This window comes from Bacillus ectoiniformans (genome assembly GCF_016908875.1).
In the GTDB taxonomy this organism is placed as follows: Bacteria; Bacillota; Bacilli; order Bacillales; family Domibacillaceae; genus Bacillus_BX; species Bacillus_BX ectoiniformans.
In genome coordinates this window covers 58,487-80,522 of record NZ_JAFBES010000006.1, presented here as the reverse complement: position 1 = coordinate 80,522, position 22,036 = coordinate 58,487, and the positions used below count along the sequence as shown (strand labels likewise).

Sequence of the window (22,036 nt, the reverse complement as noted above, 5' to 3'; positions counted from 1 at the left end):
CGGAAAAGGAAGGAGGCGAATGAAAATGAAGCTGACTCAGTCTTCATTAATAGAAGCTCTAGAACAAGTAAAGGCAGAAATTCACAAGGCTGGTGATGAAAATGGCGTACAAGAATGTGAAAAAATGCTTGAGAAGATGAAGCATCTTGAATATGTGATGGCGTTTTGCGGCCACTTTTCAGCCGGAAAATCGACGATGATCAATGAGTTGATGGGGACAGACCTTTTGCCTTCTAATCCCATACCAACGAGTGCCAATGTCGTGAAAATTACTTCCGGAGAACCCTATGTGAAAGTTGGATTTACCCAAAAAGAAGAAAAAATTTTTAGTTACCCATATAACCTGGCCGACGTTCAAGATTATTGCACGGATGGCGACCTAGTTGAATATGTCGAGATCAGCCATGACACGAAAAATCTGCCGCCGCATATCGCGATACTGGATACGCCTGGAATTGATTCCACGGATGATGCGCATCGAGTAGCGGCAGAATCCAGGTTATATCTAGCAGACCTCGTCATATACATGATGGATTATAATCATGTGCAGTCCGAAGTGAACTATCAATTTATTCAAGAGTTATCCAACAAAAAGAAAAAAACGTTTCTTATAATCAATCAAATTGATAAGCATTTGTCATCTGAAGGGTCATTTGAACAATATAAAGAACAGATTGTCCAATCCTTTCAAGAGCATGAGATGAACGATAGGCAGATTTTTTTCACATCAATGAAAGAGATCAATTACCCATACAATCAGCTGGCGGAGTTTAAAGAAACCTTGGCTAAAGAGATCAGCAAAAGAAAGTCAGTGGTAGTAACAAATATTCAGAAAGAATCACTTCAGTTAATCAAGCGTCATATGAATTGGAAGCGAGAGGAGCAAAAACAAGAAGTAGATTTGCTGCAATCGGTTCTCAATGAAGGGCAAGACGCCATGGAGCTGCTAAGAAAATATCAGGAATTACAATTGGAACAGGAAACATTGAACGAACGGGCGGTACAGTTTGAACCCGCCTTTCATGAAAAGTTGAAAACCGTCTTGACCAATGCCAATTTAATTCCGTATCACACGCGTGAATATGCCAGAGAATTTCTGGATTCCAGACAATTTGGCTTTAGGGCAGGCGGCCTTTTTTCACGAAAAAAGACAAAGCAAGAAATGGAGCAGCGTCTCGATCGTTTTCATGAGTCTCTTTGTTCAAATATTGATATTTCCCTGCATATCCATGTCAAGAAGCTGTTTGAGGATTATTATCAAGAACATGATTTATACAATGATCACCTCAGAGAAAATATTCAGCGTTTTAAGGTTGAACTGACTCCAGATTTTTTAATTAAAAAAATCAATCGGGGTGCTATATTAAACAATGAATCCGCTAGAATTTATTGTTCGCTATTAATTGATGCCATACATCAGCTATATACGAGACAAGCCCTAGCAGAAATCCAAGAAGCGCAAACACTTTTAAACCAGCAGCTAAAACAACGGGAGAAACAGTTGGGCGAACAGCTGCAGTCTTACGAAAGAAAACTTCAGGTGGCAAAGAGACTTGCGGCGATTCTAGAAGGAAATGAGAAGACTGAGCGCAAGTTATATTCATTTCTGGACTTTGATGCAAGCGGTCATGAAGAACATACAGAGGAAATTCACCATGCGTTTGTAACATCTGCGGAATCGAGGTTTACAGAAAAATCAAAGGGCATTCACATCGGCCGCATCGCACATAGATGGAATAAAACATTCCAAACCAAAGCAAACATATTTGATGAATCAGTAAAAGACCATCTTCGCTCTGCTTCAGCGATTTTGTCGCGCTTTACAGATCTAAAATCAGCCGCAGTCGGCATAGAACGGAAACTGGAAAAAGTAAATAACCGCCGATTTACCATTGCGCTGTTCGGTGCTTTCAGCGCGGGTAAGTCTTCTTTTGCCAACGCATTAATGGGAAAAAGAGTTCTTCCGGTGTCTCCTAATCCAACGACAGCTACTATAAATGAAATATTGCCTCCTGACTCACAACATTTACACGGGACGGTCCGCCTGTTTTTTAAAAAAGAGCAGGAGCTGATCCAAGACATTAATCAAGTGTTAGATGCGGCAGGTCTATCTGCAGGTACTCTTGAAGAGTTGGAAAAATTGGTGAGGCATCATGATCATTTGGTGGAATTGAGGGATCAATCAGAAGATATAGATGAAAAGAATAAAGAGAAAGAAGAGCTGCCGCCGCCTCTTGAATTGGTGACAAAACAGGGTATGCAATTTCTGCGTTCTGTTTTAGCTGGCCGAAGCCATAGCGAAAGTCGTTTAGGATCCATTCAACAGACGGATAGCTCTCAATTTGAGCGATATGTACAATCTGAAGAAAAAGCCTGTTATATTGAAAAAGTGCAGCTATATTACGACTGCCCGCTGACTAGAAAAGGAATCATCTTAGTCGATACGCCTGGTGCAGATTCCATCAACTCAAGGCATACCGAAGTAGCATTTGAATATACAACAAAAGCTGACGCGGTTTTATTTGTCACCTACTATAACCATGCATTTTCCAAAGCAGACCGAGAGTTTTTAATTCAGCTGGGACGGGTGAAGGATTATTTCGATAAGGATAAAATGTTCTTTCTCGTCAACGCATGTGATTTAGCGTCTGCAGAACAGGAAATAGAAGATGTTCTGACTCATGTAGAAAAAAATTTATTAACTTGCGGTATTCGCGACGCGCAAATCTTCCCTGTGTCGAGCCACATTGCATTATTAGCGCAAACATCACTGAATAGGGATGAGCAGGAAAGATATAAAAAGTTAACGAATACAAATGCTGCATTAAGTCAGGAAGAAGGATTAGCTTTCTCAGGAATAAAAGCATTCAATGATTCATTTTTTACTTTTATTTTTAAAGAGCTTCCGGCCGTCGTCATTCAATCCGCCATCACAGAGGTTCTAATGGCGAAAAAAACAATGGCCAGATGGATTGAATTACAAAAGAAGAGTGCAGAAGAGAAAAAGAAGCTATTGCTTGAACTTGAACTAGCTAGGGTGAAATCTGATCACCTCATTCAAACGCTCGAATTTTCAGCTGAAAAAGAGCGCTTAAATCAGGAAATGACTGAACTACTGTATTTCGTAAAGCAGCGGGTATTCTTTAGATTAAGGGATGAATTCAACCAAATTTTTACCCCCTCTGTTTTAAAAAGTGCCGATCAAAAAACAGTGTCGATCATCTTGCAGCGATGCTTGAATGAATTGATCCGGTTTGTGTCACTAGATGTGGCACAGGAATTAAGAGCTACGGCGTTCAGGCTTGAAGTTTATATGAGAAAAATGGAGACACTCATTTACGAACAGATAGACACCCAGCTAAAGCACTTATCACCTGATATTTCATTAAAAGCAGAAGAGCGTGATCAAATGGAACGGCCATCATTCCAAGAAGGTCTGCCTCTTTGTGAGACGATAGACTGGAAAGCCTATTTGCCTGACATTTCATCAGGGTCTGCTTTTTTCATTGAAGGAATGAACCTAACCTTGCGAGACAAACTTGATCATCAATTAAGACGTCCTGTGGAGCAATATATTCATGAAAATGATCCTGTGCTGAGACATTTCTGTGATGAATCATTTAAAGAAATCATTTCTTTTGCGAAGCGTGATATAAGTAAGCAGATCGAATCTCACTTTTCGGGTCAAATGAATGTATTGAAACAAGGAAACATATCCAATAGAGTAGAATCAAGTTATCAAGAAATAAAAGACACGCTCACATATATCAGCAGCAAGTAAGAGCAAGTATTTGTGTGTATAAAGGTATCGTTTAAAGGAGTTTTGTATGAGCAAATTAGCAGAGTCACATCGAAAGACGATTCAACTGGTTAAACAAAAAATCATGGACGATCTATCGGCCTATCTTGGCAGGAAAGAGAAGTGTGTTTCATTTGATCAATACCTGATTGATAGACGCCAATATCTTGATCAAATCTGGCTGACGGTTTGGTTAAACAAAGTGTCCAACGATCTTCCTCATAAAGAGAAGAAAACTCTTTTAAAGGACAGAAGGATCATTTCAGGCAATACAGACAGGAAAGTGGTGAATAAACTCTTTCGCAGTGAAATGAAAAGGTATGAGCGGTTTGATGTTTGGGCATGGCTCAAAGAGAAATATGGAGGCAAACACACGGACTGGACATTGCTATACGATGAAGCAAGAGCTCAGTATTTAGAGCAGGAAAAAGAAAGACATCTCGAATTAAAAAAGGGAACGATCCTTCAAAGTTTGGAACAAGAAGCTATACATTTTCTTGAGAAGGAACAGGAAGCCTTATTCTTAAAAATACGATATAATGCCGCTTTACAATTACAAAGTGACCTGACATATAATAAAAGGTTCCATGCGGTGGAAAGAGAAGCACTTGAGGAAGAACTGGACGAGGCAGGTTCTTTTGAGCCATCAAACTATAAGGAAGCCGCAGACTTTTTTGAAGAGTTAACCGGCCGTATTCATCAGGTAGGCTACGGCTTTGGTCTGCAAGCTGAATTTGAGTATGAAACCTACTACGATCAATATGAGCAGCTCGTTTTTAATGAGTTGGTGAACGAGGTTGTTTCACAGGAGCATATGGATGGTCTTTTCAATTCCTATATGAATGAATATAAAGAACTCTTTGATGAGGAAATGGATGCAGATCGATTCCAAGAGTTAATCCTGCCGTATATAGATGAATTAGCAGAAGAAATCTTTGATGAAATAGCGGAAGACTATGTAACAGATCTTTTAAATACGGCAGACATTCCATTTGAAGTTTCTGTTCATAAAGAACTTTATGAGAGGACCTCCCTAGAACGAGTGCAAAGAAAAGCTAGAGAGGTCGAAAAAGCAGAACGCCAGAGAATAGAGGAAGCTCTCTTGATCGAGGATATATTCGGGCAAGAGTATAGTCTGTCTCCTCATAGAAGCGCTCGATACGTTCTTCATATTGGAGAAACAAACACAGGAAAGACGCATCAGGCGCTTCAGCGAATGAAACAAGCGGAGAGCGGGCTTTACTTGGCGCCGCTTCGGCTGTTGGCACTTGAAGTATATGATAAATTAAATGCGGATGGTGTGCCTTGTTCGCTAAAAACGGGAGAAGAAGAAAAACTCCATTCAGAAGCAAAGCACATTTCATGTACGGTTGAAATGTTTCACGAGAAGGATTTCTATGAAGTGGTCGTGATTGATGAAGCACAAATGATAGCAGATAAGGATCGAGGATTTTCCTGGTATAAAGCGATAACGAAAGCGAATGCCCGTGAAGTGCACATTATCGGAAGCCGCAACATTAAACAAATGCTTTTAGATCTTGTGGGTGATGCTGAGTACGAAATTCATGATTACACTAGAGAGGTTCCTCTGCAAGTAGAACCGAATCGATTTACCCTCTCTCATGTGACGAAAGGTGATGCCTTGGTTTGTTTTTCTAGAAAAGAAGTGTTAGAAACGGCTTCGAAACTTAGGAAGAGCCGCCATTCTGTGAGCATGATCTACGGAAGCATGCCGCCTGAGACGAGAAAAAAGCAAATTCAGCAGTTTAATTCAGGTGAAACGAAAGTCATGGTGTCAACAGACGCCATTGGAATGGGGCTGAATCTGCCGATACGCCGCATTGTTTTTCTAAAAAATGAAAAATTTGATGGGACGAGAAGAAGAAGGCTGACTTCGCAGGAAGTAAAACAGATTGCAGGCAGGGCAGGACGAAAAGGAATCTACCCAAAGGGGCGGGTCGCTTTTTCGGCAGACGTTCGAACGATGGAATTTTTGCTGCAAAAAGAAGATGAACCATTAACGATCTTTACGGTAGCGCCGACTGCGTCTATTTTTGAGCGCTTTTTAAAATATTATCGCAGTCTTGGTCTGTTTTTTGAGCTCTGGGAACAATTCGAAAGCCCTAAAGGTACAATGAAAGCCTCACTGCATCAGGAGCGGGAATTATACGAATTAATTCAAGGGACAGACATTGAAGCGCGCCTGTCTGTCATTGATCTGTACAGCTTTCTTCATTTGCCTTTTTCAACGAAGGAAAGCAGTCTGAAAACACAGTGGTATAAGACAATGAAAGCCATCGTGCATGACAACGATTTGCCTGAGCCGCGAATTAAAACGGGGAACTTAGAAGATCTGGAATTATCCTATAAAGCAATCGGGCTGCATGTTCTGTTTTTGTATAAACTGAATCGGCCAACTGAAGCCATCTATTGGGAACGATTTAGGGAAGAGATCAGCAATGGGGTGCATGAACATCTGCAGATTGATGTCAAACCAGCTGGCAGGACATGCAGAAGATGCCGAGCAAGCTTGCCACAAGATTTTCATTTTTCCATTTGTGACGCCTGTCATAGAGAGCAGAAAAGAAGCAAATACGGAACTAAACGCTCGAATAAAAAAAGAAATTAAACACAAAAAAGAACAGGGGCTGCCTGTTCTTTTTTGTGTTTTCGGGAATTATCTGAAGAACGCTTTATCTATATTGTATTTCGCTTCAAGTTTATTAATAATATAGGTTTCGTAAATTTCCCGATCTGTTGGCTGCTCAACGAAACAAACAGCAATTTTTTCCACTTCGTCTCGATGATTTTTGATTGGTGAGACGTTATCTTCAAAGCTTTTCTTAATTCTTTGGCGTAATTTACGCGCTTTACCTACATACAAAAGTTCACCTTCAGGATTATAAAACATGAAGATGCCGCCTTTATCCCGAGGGATCCGATTGTAATCAGTAAAGCCATACACCCGACTTAGAGGTGCCTCGCTTGTGTCGCCTGCGATCTTTTTTCTTGTTAAGACCAAATCTGGCGCAGGTATTTCAATGTTAATCATTTAAAATCACTTCCTATTCTAGAGTAAATCTTAACACACGATAAAAGTGAAATCCACTCAAGTTTATTTAAACTGGTCAATAGCTTCTCTTTTATTTTTGCCTTCCTTCATATAATTAAACCAATTGACTATTTGAAGGAGTCAATGAGAATGGGTTCAGTAATTGCACATGATTTGTATATAGATGATATCTTTGGGAAATCTAAAAATTATAGGGGGTGAAGATTATGAGGCAGTATAATAAACCGAAGCAAATCAATCGGCAAGAAAAGAGCGATATGCCCATAGAACCAACTTCAGCCAAACTAGAGAAAAATGTTGAAAGTATAAGGAATATATTTTTTTACAGTGATGATATTTGTGAACGTATATTTACTTTTAATGGAAATAAAGGAATACTGATGTTCGTTAATTCCATTGCCGATCAAGATTTAATTCAATTAAATGTGTTAAAGCCGCTTTTTGAGATAAAATCTGGAGATATTGAAAATACAGTAAATATCTCGCTTATACACAAATCAAACGATTTAAATTATTGTGCTCAAACAATGGTTGAAGGACATTGTTTGCTGATGATGGAAGATGAAACAGATATATATCTATTAAATGTGGCCAACCATGATATAAAAGACATTCAAGAACCGGACAATGAACAGATAGTTCGGGGATCTCACCAAGGATTTTCAGAAAATATTATTGTTAATATTCATCTCATAAGAGAGCGAATAAAAACTCCTGCTCTCAGGGTTAAACTTTCATCTATTGGAGAAACATCTAATTCAAAATTTGCTCTTTTGTATATTGAAAACTTATCAGATCCCCAGTTGATCAATGAGATTGAAAGACGGATTAGTTATTTAAAAATCGACAGCATTCAATCGCCGGGTCACTTTGAGGAGTTTTTAGAAGACTATCCTTTTTCTCCGTTTCCTCAATTTTTGAATACCGAAAGACCTGATCGTACAGCCGCTCATTTAATGGAAGGCAGAGTCGCACTTATTATGGAAGGAAGTTCCACAGCATTAATTTTTCCAGTTACCTTTTTTTCTTTTTTTCAATCATCAGAAGATTATAACCAGCGGACGTTTATTGGTTCTTTCTTCAGGATGATTCGATTGCTTTCTTTTATCATCGCTCTTGGGCTGCCGGCTTTTTACGTCGCTATCATTTCATTTAACTATGAAGTCATACCAGCTGAGATTATTTTTTCGATCAAAAGTTCGCTGGAGTTTGTTCCCTTTCCTCCTGTGATTGAAGCGATGCTAATGCAGGTAACACTTGAACTGTTAAGAGAAGCAGCAGTCAGGCTGCCTACCCCGATTGCGCAGACTATTGGCGTAGTAGGGGGATTAGTAATTGGAACGGCGATTGTCGAAGCGCACCTTGTCTCTAATACAATGATTATTGTTGTAGCGATTACCGCGATCTCTTCTTTTGTTATTCCTTCTAATGAGATGAGCAATACGATAAGGGTGCTTGGATTTCCGATCATGGTCATGGCAGCAATATTTGGGTTTTTAGGAATTGTCATTTCTGTGTTAATTCTATTTATTCATTTAGTGAAACTAAAACCATTTGGCTGTCCGTATTTCTTCCCTCTGGCACCGCTTGATTTTAAAGGTTTAAAAGACTCCATTTTAAGGTTTCCGATATGGGCAATGAATGTTCGGCCGAAGGATGCCAATCCGGTTTATCGATGGAAAGAATCTTATTCCAGAGGGTGGAAGAAAAATGCAGATAAATAATAAAATAACCACCTTTCAATTGTATTTTTTTATTATTCAAACCCAAATCGGAGTAGGAATTCTAGGTCTGCCTTACCTGGTTCACTCAGAAGCAAAAGGAAATGCTTGGATTTCAGTTTTCTTAGCTAGTGTTGTCGTTCAGGGCTTAATCATTTTGTTTTGGTTTCTATTAAAACGCTTTCCGCAAAAAACGATTTATCAGTTCTCTCAAACCTTGGCAGGGCGTCCTATTGGAGTATTGATAAACCTTTCATATGTACTGTATGGGATTCTAGTGACTGCTCTCATATTAATGATTGCGACTAGCGTAATAGAAGTATGGGTGCTTCCCAATACTCCCAGGTGGATCATCATTGTTTTAATCAGTGCAGTTTCATTATGTTTAGTAAGAGGAAGCTTGAATGATATCGCAAATTTTGATGTGCTGGTATCAGTTTTGGTTCTGCTTCTTATCGGAATTACCATCTACGCTTTATTCTCTTATCCCGTCGACATCCGATACTTGCTGCCACTGAATCAAACAAGTATCGGAATGATATTGAAAGGGACGAAAGAGGCTTATTTTTCCATGCTGGGCTTTGAGCTCTTACTTATCTTGTTTCCTTTTATACAGTCAAAAAAAAGCACCAGTATTTTAAAGACGGCCACGCTAGCTAACGTCACAGTCACAACGATTTATATTTTTTTGACAGTAGCCTGCCTGCTGGTTTTTAGTCCTGCAGAATTAAAGGTAGTGCCGCAGCCGGTGCTGTATTTAGTAAAAGCTCTTTATTTAAAGATCTTAGAGAGAGTTGATTTAGTATTTGTCTCTCTATGGGTTGTCAGCGTGATCACCTCTTATGTCAGTTATTTGTACTTAGCAGTGGAGGGGATCACTTCTACTTTCAAAAACATGAACCGGTCTTATGTGATTTTCGGATTTGCCTTTGTTAGCGTACTAACCGCTCTCATTCCTCAGAAGGAAAAAGATATGGAATGGTTTAATAAAGCAGCCACGACTGGCAGTCTGGTTCTCGTTATCATTATTCCTATCGTCTTGTTGCTTTTGTCAATAATTTTAAAAAAGAATGAAAGACGTGAAAGAATATGAGGTGTGCTCGAATACTCTTGCCATTAATCGTTATATTCACTGTTTTTACAGCTGGATGCTGGGATCAGCGGCTCTTGAAAGAATCTCGATTAGTTTATGGAAGCGGATTTGATTTGACTGAGGATGGAAAGATCTATACCTCTTCCGTTATTCGAGATTTTGTTAACGGTGTCCCTACAAATGCAGTCGTTCATGCCACCGGAGATACGATAAGAGATACAAGGATCCAAATGGACCGTAAAGTATCCGGAATTTTTCAACCCTCAAAAAACCGAGTGTTTTTACTTGGTGAAAAGGTGGCAAAGCAAGATATCTATTCCTTTTTAGACGTTTTTTATCGCGAGCCAAATAGCTCCTTATCGGCTAATTTAGGCGTGGTAAAAGGAAAGGCCAGTGATATTATAGACATGAAAGCAACAGAGAACACACTAATCGCTGAATATTTAAGTGAAATTATAGCCAGCGAAGTACAAGTAACGAGTATTCCTAATGTCAATATACAAACAGTATGCACACTTATGTTTGACGAAGGTAAAGACTTTTTCATCCCTGCATTTAAGAAGAAAGGGGAGGAAGTGGTACTAGATGGGACAGCGATGTTTCATAAACGGTCACTTACAGGTTACTTAACGGGTGAGGAAACGACCTTGCTCTTAATTATGCAAGGAGAAAAAGCGAAAACAGCAAGGTATGTTACAAAAATATCTAGCGGTCAAAAACCTAATAAGAACAATTATATTACTTATAGCTTTAAAAAAGCGAAATCTAACCTTAAAATCGTCTCTTCAAAACCAGGAAATGTTCAAGCAGAAGTGACGGTGAATACAAAAATCTCAATCGTTGAATATCCCCAGGATCATCTAATTGATCCTAAAGTAATTGTGAAATTGGAACGAAAAATCGAAGAGCAGCTGACAAAAAAAGCGGAGAAAACAATTACCAAAATCCAAAAAGCCAATAGTGATCTGCTTGGCATTGGCCGTGAACTGATTGCCTATCACAATGCTGACTGGAAGCAAATGAAATGGGATAAAGAATATCCAGATATAACGATAATACCCAAATTTAACGTAGAGATCGTTGGACATGGAATTATTAATTAAACATGGTGCAATCAAAAATCCCTGTATGCAAAGTACCACAGGGGTTTTTACGTTATGTAGCAAGGCCGCAGTTTACATTGTTAATTTATCTTTTCGGAATTGATAAGTTTTAGTCTGCTTTTGTTTATAACCCTCCTGATGTAGGGAATATTACTTTTAAACAACTAAGGAGGACTATTCATGACATTAGTTCCTGAACGTAACTTAAAAATTTCCTGTCATTCTGAATATGATAAGCTACATACCGTAATTGTCTGTGAACCTCAATATATGGCGATACGTGAAGTGATTAATAAAACACAAGAACACTTTTTGGATGAAAATATTGATAAAGAAAAAGCAGTTCAGCAGCACCTGCAGTTTAAAGAAGCGTTAAGGAAACATGGGGTGGATGTGATCACGCTGCCAGCTAAGCCCGAGCTTCCTGAGCAGGTTTTTACGAGAGACATTGGTTTTACCTTGGGAGACACTATTTTTGTAGCGGAAATGGCCAGCAACATTCGTCAGGGAGAAGAGGTTGTGCTTAAAAAATGGCTAGAGGAAAAGCAGATTCCTTATCATAATATCACGGATGATTTTATTGAAGGGGGAGATGTCATTATCGATCGCAGCACCATCTATGTAGGAGTGAGTGACCGAACCAATGAAGAGTCGATTAAGAAATTGCGTACTCTTCTCCCGGAGTTTGAAATTTTCCCTGTTCCGTTTGATGGATCCTATCTGCATCTAGATTGTGTGTTTAACATCTTATCTCCTGATGAAGCCCTGATTTTCCCTAAAGCGTTAAATCAAAAAGAAATCGAATGGCTGTCAAATCGATATCAGCTGATAGAAGTGACAGAAGAAGAACAATTCACGATGGGAACGAATGTATTGTCCATTGGTGATAAAAAGGTGATTAGTCTCCCAATGAATAAGAAAGTAAATGAAGAGATGAGATCGCGAGGCTATGAAGTGATCGAAGTAGATATATCAGAGATTATTAAATCAGGCGGCTCATTTAGGTGCTGTACACTTCCGATTTTGCGCGGCTAATAACAAAAAGGAGTGACATGAGGTGGCCTTTGATTACTCACTTGACTTTGACCAAATAGACTTTAGAAAAAATCCTGAAAAATATCGGGTAGGCCGGGGCGAACAAGGTGTGTTAATGGTGGAGCCTTATAAAGGAGAAATCCTTCCACACTGGCGATTTAAAACTCCGGATATTGCTAAGGAATCATCAGAAAAAATTTATCAGATGTATCTTGATTATAAAAAGAAAGATGATTTTGTCGGGATGGATATGGCACGGAAGTTTTTGCAGATGGGTTATACCCGCGCAAGACGCTACACGAATTATAAAGGCGGCCGCAAATACGACAAAGACGGCGATGTGAAGAAACGGATAATTGATAAGGAAAAAGCGAAATCCGCGGCTATATTTGAAGAAAAGTGGAAAATAGTGCGAGAGGACGAGGAATATCTAACATTGAAGAAAGAACATCAGAAAAAGTATGGATAATACGCTATAAGTAAAATCCGAAAGGCCTAAAGCTTTTCGGATTTACTATTGACTGTTATTTTTTTGTGAGTTTTTGTATTTCTTCACTGACTACAAAAGCAAGGTCATCATTTCCGTATAACGATAACACACCAAGAACAGTATCATTTGAGATGTCACCAGCTTCTTCTCTAGGAACAGTTAAGTCAAGAGCTTGCTGTAAAGCCGGGTTTGCCGTTTGATTAGGGTAGGCACGCAAATATACTGATTCAGGGTCAAGATCATGGTTGATGCACCACTGGGCAAATACAAGGATCATCATTTGTTCGTCTTTTTGGTAGTTGCTGATAATTGCTTCTTCCATTTCTTTTTTGTTCACAAACATTCTCCTCTATCAAGTTCTTTCAATAGTATAAATGGATAATGTATAGAGGTAAAATAATAAGTTATAAACAAAGCGAAGGAGGAGAGCTGTGCAGCCAATTAGGGATCATTTACAAGAAAACTTAGATGTATTGTTTGTTGGCTTTAATCCAAGTCTTATGTCAGGGGAGACAGGACACCATTTTGCTAACCCTACCAATCGATTTTGGAAAATTTTATTTCAAGCAGGACTGACCCCTTGTCAGCTGCAGCCACACGATGACTACAAATTATTAGAGTATGGATATGGCTTAACCAATATAGTTGAAAGACCGACCAAAGCGGCTCAAGACATAACAATGGAAGAATACGAGGTTGGAAGAGCGGAATTAAAAAGAAAAATAAAGCACTATCAGCCTAAAGTTGTCTGCTATGTCGGTAAAGGAGTATATCAGCAATACAGCAAAAGAAAACAAGTTGCATGGGGAGTTCAGCAGGAGCCGATCATACAGAATATACAGGATTTTGTTGCACCTTCTTCGAGCGGACTAGTTCGAATGCCAATGGAGGAGATAGTGAAAATATATTCCGAGTTAACCAATTTGATCAAAAAATAATCTTGAATCCATGCAAGTGGCCGGTCTCTCTCAAAGAGAAGCCGGCTTTTTTAATGGAGTAAAACATTGAATTTTTTGAAAATAATAAAAACAAACTAGATTAATTTAATATTTTATGCAATAATGAAATTATTAAATGAAAAGTTTTTTATTGATACAAACAATATTAATTTATATTTTTAGGAGGTATGCAATATGCAAAGACAAAAAGTATTGATTAATGGTGAAAGATTAAAAGACACGTTAGAAAAATTCGCGGATTTCGGCCGTACCGAAAAAAATGGAGTGACACGTCTAACATTATCTGAAGAGGATCGTTTAGCACGTGACTACTTCTGTGAATGCTGCAAAGAGCTTGGTATGTCAGTGAAGGTCGATGATATGGGAAGTATTTATGCGACTCTTGAAGGCGTTGATAATACGAAACCACCAGTGGTAATGGGTTCACATATTGATTCAGTGAAAAAAGGCGGCCGCTTTGATGGTATATTAGGGGTGTTAGCAGGATTAGAAATTGTGCGCACACTTGTCGAAAATAATATCAAACCGCAAATTCCAATTACAATTGTAAACGTTACCAATGAAGAAGGTGCACGTTTTGAACCATCTATGATGGCGTCAGGCGTACTTTCAGGTAAATTTAATAAAGAAGAAATGCTGAAAAAGAAAGATGTTGATGGAATTACATTTGAAGAAGCACTGAATGCGATTGGCTATGCAGGAGAAGAGGCAAACCGTTTAAAAGAAGCAACGGCATTCCTTGAACTTCATATCGAACAAGGTCCTATTCTTGAAAGAGAGCAATTGACGATAGGCGTAGTTGAATGTGTGTTGGGCATGGTTTGCTACGATATTGAAGTGTATGGGGAATCCGATCATGCAGGAACAACACCAATGAATATGAGAAGAGATGCATTGTTTGCTGCTAATAATTTAATTCAAGAAGCTCGTCAAAAATTGGCTGCGCTTGATGAGGATTTAGTGTATACAATGGGCCGGATGAATGTATGGCCTAATATCCATACGGTTATTCCTAATAAAGTGGTCTTTTCTTTAGAAGCAAGACATAAAAATCCTGAAACGATCAAGCAAGTAGAGCAAATCATTCAGGAATTAACAGAGTCTGCCGCAAACGAAGGCTGTGAAATTAAAGCGACAAAATTATGGAGCCGCGATACGGTATGGTTCGATGAAGAAGTGTGCAATGCAGTGGAAGAATCAACAAAGTCATTAGGATATTCGTATAAAAGAATGGTGAGCGGGGCAGGTCACGATGCTCAATTCTTACAAAGCTATATCCCATCTGCCATGGTATTCGTTCCAAGTATTAATGGCAAAAGCCATGACGAAGATGAATTAACGACATGGGAAGATTGTGAAAAGGGTGTCAACGTCGTATTAGAAACGGCTTTGGCTATTGCAAATAAATAATTTTAAGATGGGAAAGGTCACTTTTAAGTGGCCTTTTTTTAAACTGTTATTGGCTTTCGTGGATGGCTTATTAGCTTTCAGGATGGGTTATACTTTCAGAACATATTTCCCTGGTATTTACACTTATCCAGGGAAATATGCTAAAGGTAATTAATTCTTACATATCGTGACTGCTATGCTTTTTCTGTTTGGAATGGTTCTTGTTTTTCACTTTATGAGAACCGCTCATTGGTTTAGGCTGACCGGAGTTTTGCTCATTTTTATTTGCGTTTTTATCCATCTGAATACACCTCCTGATCATAAGATGAACAAAACGAAAGGGTTTCATGCCCTTCAATGTTTGGCAAATCATGATCGTTATCACATTTTTTTTTAAAAAAACTTCTTAAAACATGACACTTGTCATACTCCTTGCATGACGGGTGCTACTGCACAAAGAAAAACCCTTTCTTTATAATTAGAAATATCAAAAGAGGAAAGGGATATGCAGTATGACAAACCTAAAAACCTTAAAAAAAGAAATATCACCTTATGAGAAATCAAACACAAAAGATAGTATATGGCAGCTCGTTAATACAATTGTGCCGTTCATATTAGTCTGGATCTTCGCTTATCAAAGCTTGTCCATTTCCTATTTTTTAACACTTGCTTTTGCGGTCGTTGGGGCGGGATTAATGACAAGAATCTTTATTATTTTTCATGATTGCTGTCACTACTCTTTCTTTAAAAACCGGAAAGCCAATCAAATTGTTGGAACGATCACTGGCGTTCTCACATTTTTCCCTTTTTATCAATGGCAGCACAGTCATTCCGTCCATCATGCGACGAGCAGTAACTTAGATAAGCGCGGAACGGGAGATATTTGGCTTTTGACGGTAGAAGAATATCAAGCGGCTTCATTTTGGCAGCGTGTGGCTTATCGATTGTACCGCAGCCCGCTTGTTATGTTTGGGTTAGGTCCAATATATGTCTTTTTAATTACGAATCGTTTCAACACGAAAGAGGCTAGAATGAAGGAACGGATCAACACATATATCATTAATATCAGCATCGTTTCAATTATTGCCCTGCTTTGCTGGACACTAGGGTGGCAGTCGTTCTTACTTGTCCAGGGCCCGATTTTCTATATTGCCGGTATGGCTGGGATTTGGCTGTTTTATGTTCAGCATACGTTTGAAGATTCTTATTTTAAAGAAGATAAGGAATGGGAGTATGTGAAAGCGGCAGTAGAAGGCAGTTCTTTCTATAAGCTGCCTAAACCTTTGCAATGGCTGACAGGAAATATTGGTTTCCACCATGTACATCACCTGAGCCCGAGAGTGCCCAATTACAAACTTGAAGAAGCTCATTATAACTCGGTGCCGCTGCAAAATGTGCCAACGATTACGTTATCGACGAGTTTGCAATCGCTTCGCTTCCGTTTATGGGATGAAAAAAATGAACGGTTTGTCGGGTTTAAATATTTAAAAGAAGTGGCTCCAAATAAAAAGAATACAAATTACATCTCTGTTCAAGTGAATGAGAATAAATAAGTAAGCCTGCTTCAACATGCTTCTCCCTTTTTGGAACGTAATCAGAGAGTGAGAAGCATGTTTTTGTTATGATAAAATATATATTAAGTCAAACCATTTCATAGAGGGTTGAAATAATGCAAAAACGTTTAAGTTCGGGTACTAGTCCGTATATTTGGGCCGTGTTAAGTTTATTGCCTTTTTATTTTATTTTCCAGTCATCATCTACAAAAGAAATTATTATCGGAATTGCACTGACTATTTTCTTTTTTATCACCTTCCGATTTGCGTTTATCTCAAATAAGTGGCCTGTCTATTTGTGGACGTGTATTTTAATTGCCATTTCAATGACAATGACCATTCTGTTTCAATTTGTCTATTTTGCCTTTTATATTGCTTATTACAACGGCAATATTAAGAGCCGCGTGGCTTTTATTACGTTGTATGTCATTCATTTAGTGTCAACAACGATTGCGATAAACTACAATATTGTGCTGCAGAATGAAACATTTCTAAAGCAGCTTCCGTTTATTGTCATTGTGTATATCAGTGTCATCTTAATGCCGTTTAATTTATTTAACCGCAAGAAACAAGAGGTGCTTGAAGAAAAGCTGAAAGATGCGAATGACAGAATTTCTGAATTAGTGAAACAAGAAGAGCGTCAAAGGATTGCCCGTGATCTGCATGATACGCTGGGGCAAAAGCTTTCGATGATCGGTTTAAAAAGTGATTTAGCCAGCAAATTAATCTCCAAAGATCCTGAGCAGGCTCGAAGTGAATTAAAAGATGTTCAGCAAACAGCAAGAACCGCCTTAAACGAAGTAAGGAAAATGGTTTCTTCCATGCGGGGCATCCGGTTAAAAGATGAAATCGTTCTTGTGAAACAAATACTGAAAGCAGCCCAGATCGAACTGGTTAGTGATGAGGAATTTAAAACAGCCCATTTGTCTTTATTTCTTGAGAACATTTTGAGTATGTGTATGAAAGAAGCAGTGACGAATGTGGTGAAACATAGCCAAGCTACCTCCTGCCAGATCTCAATTGAACAATCTTCAAATGAAACAATATTGACGGTAAAAGATAATGGCGTCGGCTTTAAAGAAAATGATTTCGGTAAAGGCAGCGGTTTGTTAGGCATGAGAGAGAGACTGGAATTTGTCAATGGGACGCTTGAAATCTTAGAAGAAGAAGGAACAACCGTGGTAATGGTTGTGCCACATGATGTGAAGCATAAGGGGTAACGGGGAGGAACTTTAATGATTCGAATAGTAATTGCCGAAGATCAGCGTATGTTGCTCGGAGCCTTGGGTTCCTTGCTTAGCTTAGAAGATGATATGGAAGTGGTGGGGAAGGCAGCGAATGGCGAAGAAGCGATTAAGCTTGTCAAGCAACTGAAGCCGGACGTTTGTATCATGGACATCGAAATGCCAGGAAAAAGCGGTCTTGAAGCGGCAGAAGAATTAAAAGAGAACGGCTGTAAAGTCATCATTTTAACGACGTTTGCCCGCACCGGTTATTTTCAACGAGCATTAAAAGCGAAAGTAAGCGGATATTTGCTGAAAGACAGTCCCAGTGAAGAATTGGCAAGCTCGATCCGCAGCATTATGAAAGGCAGAAAAATATATGCGCCAGAACTAATGGATGATTTTTACAGCGAAGAGAATCCTTTAACCGAACGGGAAAAAGAAGTGCTGGAACTCGTAGCTGAAGGGAAAAACACGAAAGAGATTGCGGAACAGCTCCAAATAAAAAATGGCACCGTGCGCAACTATATTTCCACCATTTTTGAAAAGCTGGAAGTGAAGAATCGAATTGAAGCCATTTCTCAGTCAAAAGAAAAGGGCTGGTTTAAATAAACAGTGAGAAGGAGGGAGAAAGTTTCCGTCCTTTTTTTGTTGAACAGATAACAATATAGTGAACACTCAAACATAAAATTCTATAGCAGATATGAAGGTGAGTGACAAGCGAGGCGGGTGAGTTGACTGCGAAAAAAAACAGGTCAAATTTTGCTAATAGTATGCGCTATATTATTAGGAAAGGTAGTGATGGATACATTGTGGTTGAATCCTCTTCATCAAATAAAAACATTTCAAATATTTTATGGAAAACCTGATAAAGAAAAAATAACCGAACTTTCTAAGCTAGATGCCGCTATTATTGAAGCAACAGCATTTAAAGAAGATGACTTGAACGTTTTAAAAAGCAAAGGGGTAAAGCTATTTGGCTATGTGAGCCTCATGCAGCTGGAGAATTGGAATGCCGAATTAAAAGATAGGGTTCAAGAAACGGACTATGCAAAAGTGGATGGTGAAAAGATTTATATAAAAGAGTGGGATACCTATGTGATGGATATAAGAGAAGAACATTATCGGCAAGCCTTGTTATGGAAAGTGGAACATTATATAGCTGATCAGAAACTAGACGGTGTGTTCTTTGATACGGTGGATGATCTTGATTATTATTTTCGAGACCGGCCGGCTGTACTAGAAGAAATGCAAGCAGCCTATCGCACTCTGTTAAATGAAATACACAAGAGGCATCCGGATATGTTGATCATTCAAAACCAGCGATGGGGACGGATCCAAGTATGGACGGTAGTCGAAGATGAAAAAAGCCGGAAGTTCAGTGATAAACACCACTTTCCGGCTTTTGTACGTAAAGGAGACACTTATCAGAAATAGTCCATGGGTGCTGTTTAATGAAAGTCTGGATTTAAACTGCATAATCTCCGTTGTATTGGACGAGTGATACATCGCGCACCCCGTCTAGGTTCCCAAGCTGATTCATAAATGCAGTGTTGTCAATTTTCAATCGGATTTCAGCGGTTAGTTCAACGATTTCTTTGCGGACAATTTTTGATTTCAGTGTATAACTCAATTTTTGAAGTTCACGTTTCACGTCTTCATTCGCTTCGGCTGAATAGTGAATGACGAGCAAATACATCGTATCTGCATGTTTTTTCCGTGATAAGGCGACGATGACTCCAGCAATGATAACAACACCAAACAAAGTTAAAAAGTAGAGCCCGGCACCGCTAGATATTCCTGCAGAAATGGACCAGAACATAAACACAATATCTAGGGGATCTTTAATAGCGGTTCGGAAGCGAACGATACTGAGCGCGCCAACCATGCCAAGTGACAAAACAACATTTGTACTGATGGTCATGATGACGAGGCAAGTAATCATTGTCATAACTGGCAGCGTCGCATTGAAGCTCGGGCTGTATAAGACTCCTTTATACGTGTGTTTATACACACCGTATATAAGGGCACCCGCTAAGAACGCGGTTAACAATCCGAGGAGAACATCCACAGCAGATAAATTGCCAAACATAAAGTCATTTAAAAAGCTTTGTTTTAAAATATCATTAAAATTCACTGTGTTTTCCATTCAGATGACCTCCTTATACACCGTGGTAGCGAATCGATGCCATCCGGCAATGAACATATTTTGAAATCGCAGACCGGTTGTGGGCGTTGAGCTGAAGCAGCTGGCGAATGTAGTCAGGCAAATAATCATCATACTTTACTTCTAGGATCGTTTGCGGATAAGCAATAACTTCTTCTGATATATAATTTGGTTCAAACAGATCAGTTGTATTGGAAACAAAACTTAACTCTTTATCAAATGTTATTCGTACGTTCCCGATAGACCCGACATAGGCTTCGCGAATATAGTCAACAATCACACGCGGTCTCATATAATAACTGTTTAAATAATAGTAAAATTCACGGTAGACAGGGTCCTCTTTCTCTCTTAAAAACGCATAATCCCACTTGATGAGCCGCTCATATTCTTCGCGAGTAATTGGGGCAGAGGTTTTGAGGATATATTCCCCCTGCCTGCTTTTCTTTTCAAGTTTAATGACCTGATCCGAGTGGTTATAGGTACGGATGCGAAATTTCTTACGGCGGAAAATGCCATTGTTTTTTTGAAACAAATCATCATCATACACGTTGTCAAAATAAAGACTTCGTATTAAATAGCCTTGTTCGTCAATGGAGTGCCTATCTTGCGGTAAAATCATCCCGATTTTTCTTCTAAGGGTTAAATAATCATATTCATTAATAAAATATTTCAGCTCATGGCGAAATTTTTTCATTGAGTGGGCCCTCCTGGTATGATAATCTGCTGGACGCCCCAGTACATTTTACCGCTGTCATCCCGGAAGTAGTCAAAAGGAATCTGAGTATTTCCTTTACTATCGGTGATCCGTACACGCCAGTAATAACGGCCGGCAGGCAAGACAGCCATATGATGGGTAAAGCCTTTGGCATCATGTATGTTAGTTAGCGCAGTAGAGAAATCTGGAGTTTGACTGAGCTGAAAATGATAGGAAAGTTCATCTCTCTGCAGGTCATGGGAGGCTTCCCATGTAAACACATCCTGATTATTCTTTCGCTCATAATGCAGAAAGATTGGCATCGGATTTTCCAGTGAAGCAATGTATTGTTTTTTATAGCGTGTGGTCACTGTTTCAAGCTGGTTGTAGTAAAGGTCAAATTCTGATGCTTCAATGCTTAGAAATTTCAAGTCGGGATCTCTAGTAGCTAAGGTCTTAGCGGTTGGATAATACGAATCAATGAATGTGCGGGTTGTTTCTTCATTGATGACTTCGGACAATTCTTTTATCTTGGCAGTAAGTTTTTCAGCATTAGCAGGATCACGTAAATACCGTTTATGCAGGACAGTTCCCCAGTAACGCTGTATGCCCTGTTGCCAAAGAGGGAGAGGGTCCTTTCTTTCCGCGTCACGCCCCAATGCTTTATCAAAATCCCAAGGGAGGAAGTACCATTTTTCGGAGTTGAGAGGACTATACAAGTAATAATTAGTAGACATCGTGTCGTAGTTTCCGAACAATATATTCACGGCCAGCCAAGTCAGGTAATTATCTTCCTGAAAGTAAGTGTCAAATACTTGATCAAAAGGTTTAGACAGATCGTTTACATCGTCAAGCATTTGCAGCAATTCTTCATGATTTTCACTGCCATTGATGTTTAAAACCGATTCAAATAACTTTTTATCATATTGCGGGTCATCTTGGTGCCGCAGAATGTCAGGGTAGCGATAAAATTCAAAGTTCTCCACTTTGTACAAATGGCCATCAGGATTTAAACCTCTGGCAGCAAGCCCGCGCTCATTTAGCTGTTCAATATGCGTGTACATCCCATAATCTTCAAAAGAATCAGGAGCATTAGGATTTGTCAGGTCTTTCACATGAAGATGGACAAAGTTCGTACGCAGACTGATTAAATTTGGAATGCGGCGAAAATAATCAAACGCTAGTTTATTACGGACACGGGTTCGATCATCAGCGTGTTTGTTTAAGTTCAGCACATTTTGGCCATACCAAAGACCGCCATTATCACGGAGACGAATTTTATAGGATTTCTGAGCCTCAAGGCGGCTGGATCGGCCTCGAAGCTCAATCGTTGCGTTCGGTGTACTTTTTCCGCTGCGGATAAATCCGTTTTGAACGGGACCTTCTGCAGTACCCGTTTGAAATAAAACATCTAGCTTTGGCCCGTCATCTAAATTGCTGTACTGCTTATATGATTCATTTAATTCATAAAAAGTGTGATCATTTTCTGCGACTTGGTCTTGGCTGTACACCGTAATATATATATGTTCCACTTTCGTTCCTTCATGCCCCTCGTAGACGCGGCTATCTTCTACAAGCGCATCTGTCTTCGATTCTTCTTTCGTTAAAACATGGGGTGCGGCTTTCTTATCAAGCTCTTTTTCTGAAGTTATATTCCCTGCATATTTAATCGTTAATAGTGTGAATAAAAGAGCAGCAAGAGCCATGATCGTTTTCAAGTATGGGGGCCTTCTCATA

General features: G+C 39.2%; 18 protein-coding genes and 1 pseudogene. 13 read left to right on the top strand and 6 right to left on the bottom strand.

Annotation, left to right across the window (positions count from 1 at the left end; genetic code table 11):
• Positions 1-25 precede the first annotated feature (25 nt).
• Positions 26-2,536 (top strand): annotated as a pseudogene (locus tag JOC78_RS10075) (dynamin family protein); the annotation flags it as partial.
• A 1,291-nt stretch (positions 2,537-3,827) separates the two neighbouring features.
• A complete protein-coding gene (locus JOC78_RS10070; RefSeq protein ID WP_204554932.1) occupies positions 3,828-6,428 on the top strand; it encodes a DEAD/DEAH box helicase in 2,601 nt (866 codons plus the stop codon).
• Between the two features lie 48 nt (positions 6,429-6,476).
• Here the strand turns inward: JOC78_RS10070 and JOC78_RS10065 are convergent, their stop codons facing one another.
• Positions 6,477-6,851 (bottom strand): nucleotide excision repair endonuclease, encoded by a 375-nt coding sequence (locus JOC78_RS10065; RefSeq protein WP_204554930.1) that lies wholly within the window; start codon positions 6,849-6,851, stop codon positions 6,477-6,479.
• A gap of 227 nt (positions 6,852-7,078) precedes the next feature.
• Between JOC78_RS10065 and JOC78_RS10060 the strand changes: the two genes are divergently transcribed.
• The 5 genes from JOC78_RS10060 (at position 7,079) to JOC78_RS10040 (ending at position 12,293) form a co-directional block, all read left to right on the top strand.
• Complete coding sequence (locus JOC78_RS10060; protein ID WP_204554927.1) at positions 7,079-8,596, top strand: spore germination protein; 1,518 nt, start codon at positions 7,079-7,081, stop codon at positions 8,594-8,596.
• Positions 8,583-9,686 (top strand): GerAB/ArcD/ProY family transporter, encoded by a 1,104-nt coding sequence (locus tag JOC78_RS10055; RefSeq protein WP_204554923.1) that lies wholly within the window; start codon positions 8,583-8,585, stop codon positions 9,684-9,686. The genes JOC78_RS10060 and JOC78_RS10055 overlap by 14 nt, the downstream gene beginning before the upstream one ends.
• A gap of 17 nt (positions 9,687-9,703) precedes the next feature.
• Complete coding sequence (locus JOC78_RS10050; protein ID WP_204554920.1) at positions 9,704-10,789, top strand: Ger(x)C family spore germination protein; 1,086 nt, start codon at positions 9,704-9,706, stop codon at positions 10,787-10,789.
• Positions 10,790-10,969: 180 nt separating this feature from the next.
• Entirely contained in the window at positions 10,970-11,824 is an 855-nt protein-coding gene (locus JOC78_RS10045; protein ID WP_204554918.1) for a dimethylarginine dimethylaminohydrolase family protein, read from the top strand.
• A gap of 22 nt (positions 11,825-11,846) precedes the next feature.
• Entirely contained in the window at positions 11,847-12,293 is a 447-nt protein-coding gene (locus JOC78_RS10040) for a DUF4385 family protein (protein WP_204554916.1), read from the top strand.
• 55 nt (positions 12,294-12,348) lie between these two features.
• Here the strand turns inward: JOC78_RS10040 and JOC78_RS10035 are convergent, their stop codons facing one another.
• A complete protein-coding gene (locus JOC78_RS10035) occupies positions 12,349-12,651 on the bottom strand; it encodes a hypothetical protein (protein ID WP_204554914.1) in 303 nt (100 codons plus the stop codon).
• Between the two features lie 94 nt (positions 12,652-12,745).
• Between JOC78_RS10035 and mug the strand changes: the two genes are divergently transcribed.
• Positions 12,746-13,252, top strand: coding sequence for a G/U mismatch-specific DNA glycosylase (gene mug / locus JOC78_RS10030; RefSeq protein ID WP_204554912.1), 507 nt, complete (start codon positions 12,746-12,748; stop codon positions 13,250-13,252).
• Between the two features lie 195 nt (positions 13,253-13,447).
• Positions 13,448-14,683, top strand: coding sequence for a Zn-dependent hydrolase (locus JOC78_RS10025; RefSeq protein ID WP_204554910.1), 1,236 nt, complete (start codon positions 13,448-13,450; stop codon positions 14,681-14,683).
• 157 nt (positions 14,684-14,840) lie between these two features.
• Here JOC78_RS10025 and JOC78_RS10020 read toward each other — a convergent pair whose 3' ends face one another.
• Positions 14,841-14,963, bottom strand: coding sequence for a small acid-soluble spore protein P (locus JOC78_RS10020; RefSeq protein WP_204554908.1), 123 nt, complete (start codon positions 14,961-14,963; stop codon positions 14,841-14,843).
• Positions 14,964-15,174: 211 nt separating this feature from the next.
• On the opposite strand from JOC78_RS10020, the gene desA reads away from it, so the two are divergent.
• The 4 genes from desA to JOC78_RS10000 all read left to right on the top strand — a co-directional run bounded on the left by desA (position 15,175) and on the right by JOC78_RS10000 (position 18,875).
• The gene (desA, locus tag JOC78_RS10015) at positions 15,175-16,215 is read left to right on the top strand and encodes a Delta(5) desaturase DesA (protein ID WP_204554906.1); all 1,041 of its coding nucleotides are present in this window, start codon (positions 15,175-15,177) and stop codon (positions 16,213-16,215) included.
• Positions 16,216-16,331: 116 nt separating this feature from the next.
• On the top strand, positions 16,332-17,435 hold the full coding sequence (locus tag JOC78_RS10010; protein WP_204554903.1) for a sensor histidine kinase: 1,104 nt from the start codon (positions 16,332-16,334) through the stop codon (positions 17,433-17,435).
• A gap of 15 nt (positions 17,436-17,450) precedes the next feature.
• Positions 17,451-18,050: a response regulator transcription factor gene (locus JOC78_RS10005; protein ID WP_204554900.1), complete on the top strand. Its 600-nt coding sequence runs from the start codon at positions 17,451-17,453 to the stop codon at positions 18,048-18,050.
• A 189-nt stretch (positions 18,051-18,239) separates the two neighbouring features.
• Entirely contained in the window at positions 18,240-18,875 is a 636-nt protein-coding gene (locus JOC78_RS10000) for an endo alpha-1,4 polygalactosaminidase (RefSeq protein WP_204554897.1), read from the top strand.
• A 31-nt stretch (positions 18,876-18,906) separates the two neighbouring features.
• Here JOC78_RS10000 and JOC78_RS09995 read toward each other — a convergent pair whose 3' ends face one another.
• The 3 genes from JOC78_RS09995 to JOC78_RS09985 are packed head-to-tail and all read right to left on the bottom strand — an operon-like array spanning position 18,907 to position 22,035.
• On the bottom strand, positions 18,907-19,587 hold the full coding sequence (locus JOC78_RS09995; protein WP_204554894.1) for a DUF4956 domain-containing protein: 681 nt from the start codon (positions 19,585-19,587) through the stop codon (positions 18,907-18,909).
• Between the two features lie 13 nt (positions 19,588-19,600).
• Positions 19,601-20,299, bottom strand: coding sequence for a polyphosphate polymerase domain-containing protein (locus JOC78_RS09990; RefSeq protein WP_204554892.1), 699 nt, complete (start codon positions 20,297-20,299; stop codon positions 19,601-19,603).
• Positions 20,296-22,035, bottom strand: a complete 1,740-nt coding sequence (locus JOC78_RS09985) for a CotH kinase family protein (protein WP_204554890.1) — start codon at positions 22,033-22,035, stop codon at positions 20,296-20,298. The genes JOC78_RS09990 and JOC78_RS09985 overlap by 4 nt, the downstream gene beginning before the upstream one ends.
• Between the last annotated feature and the right edge of the window lies 1 nt (position 22,036).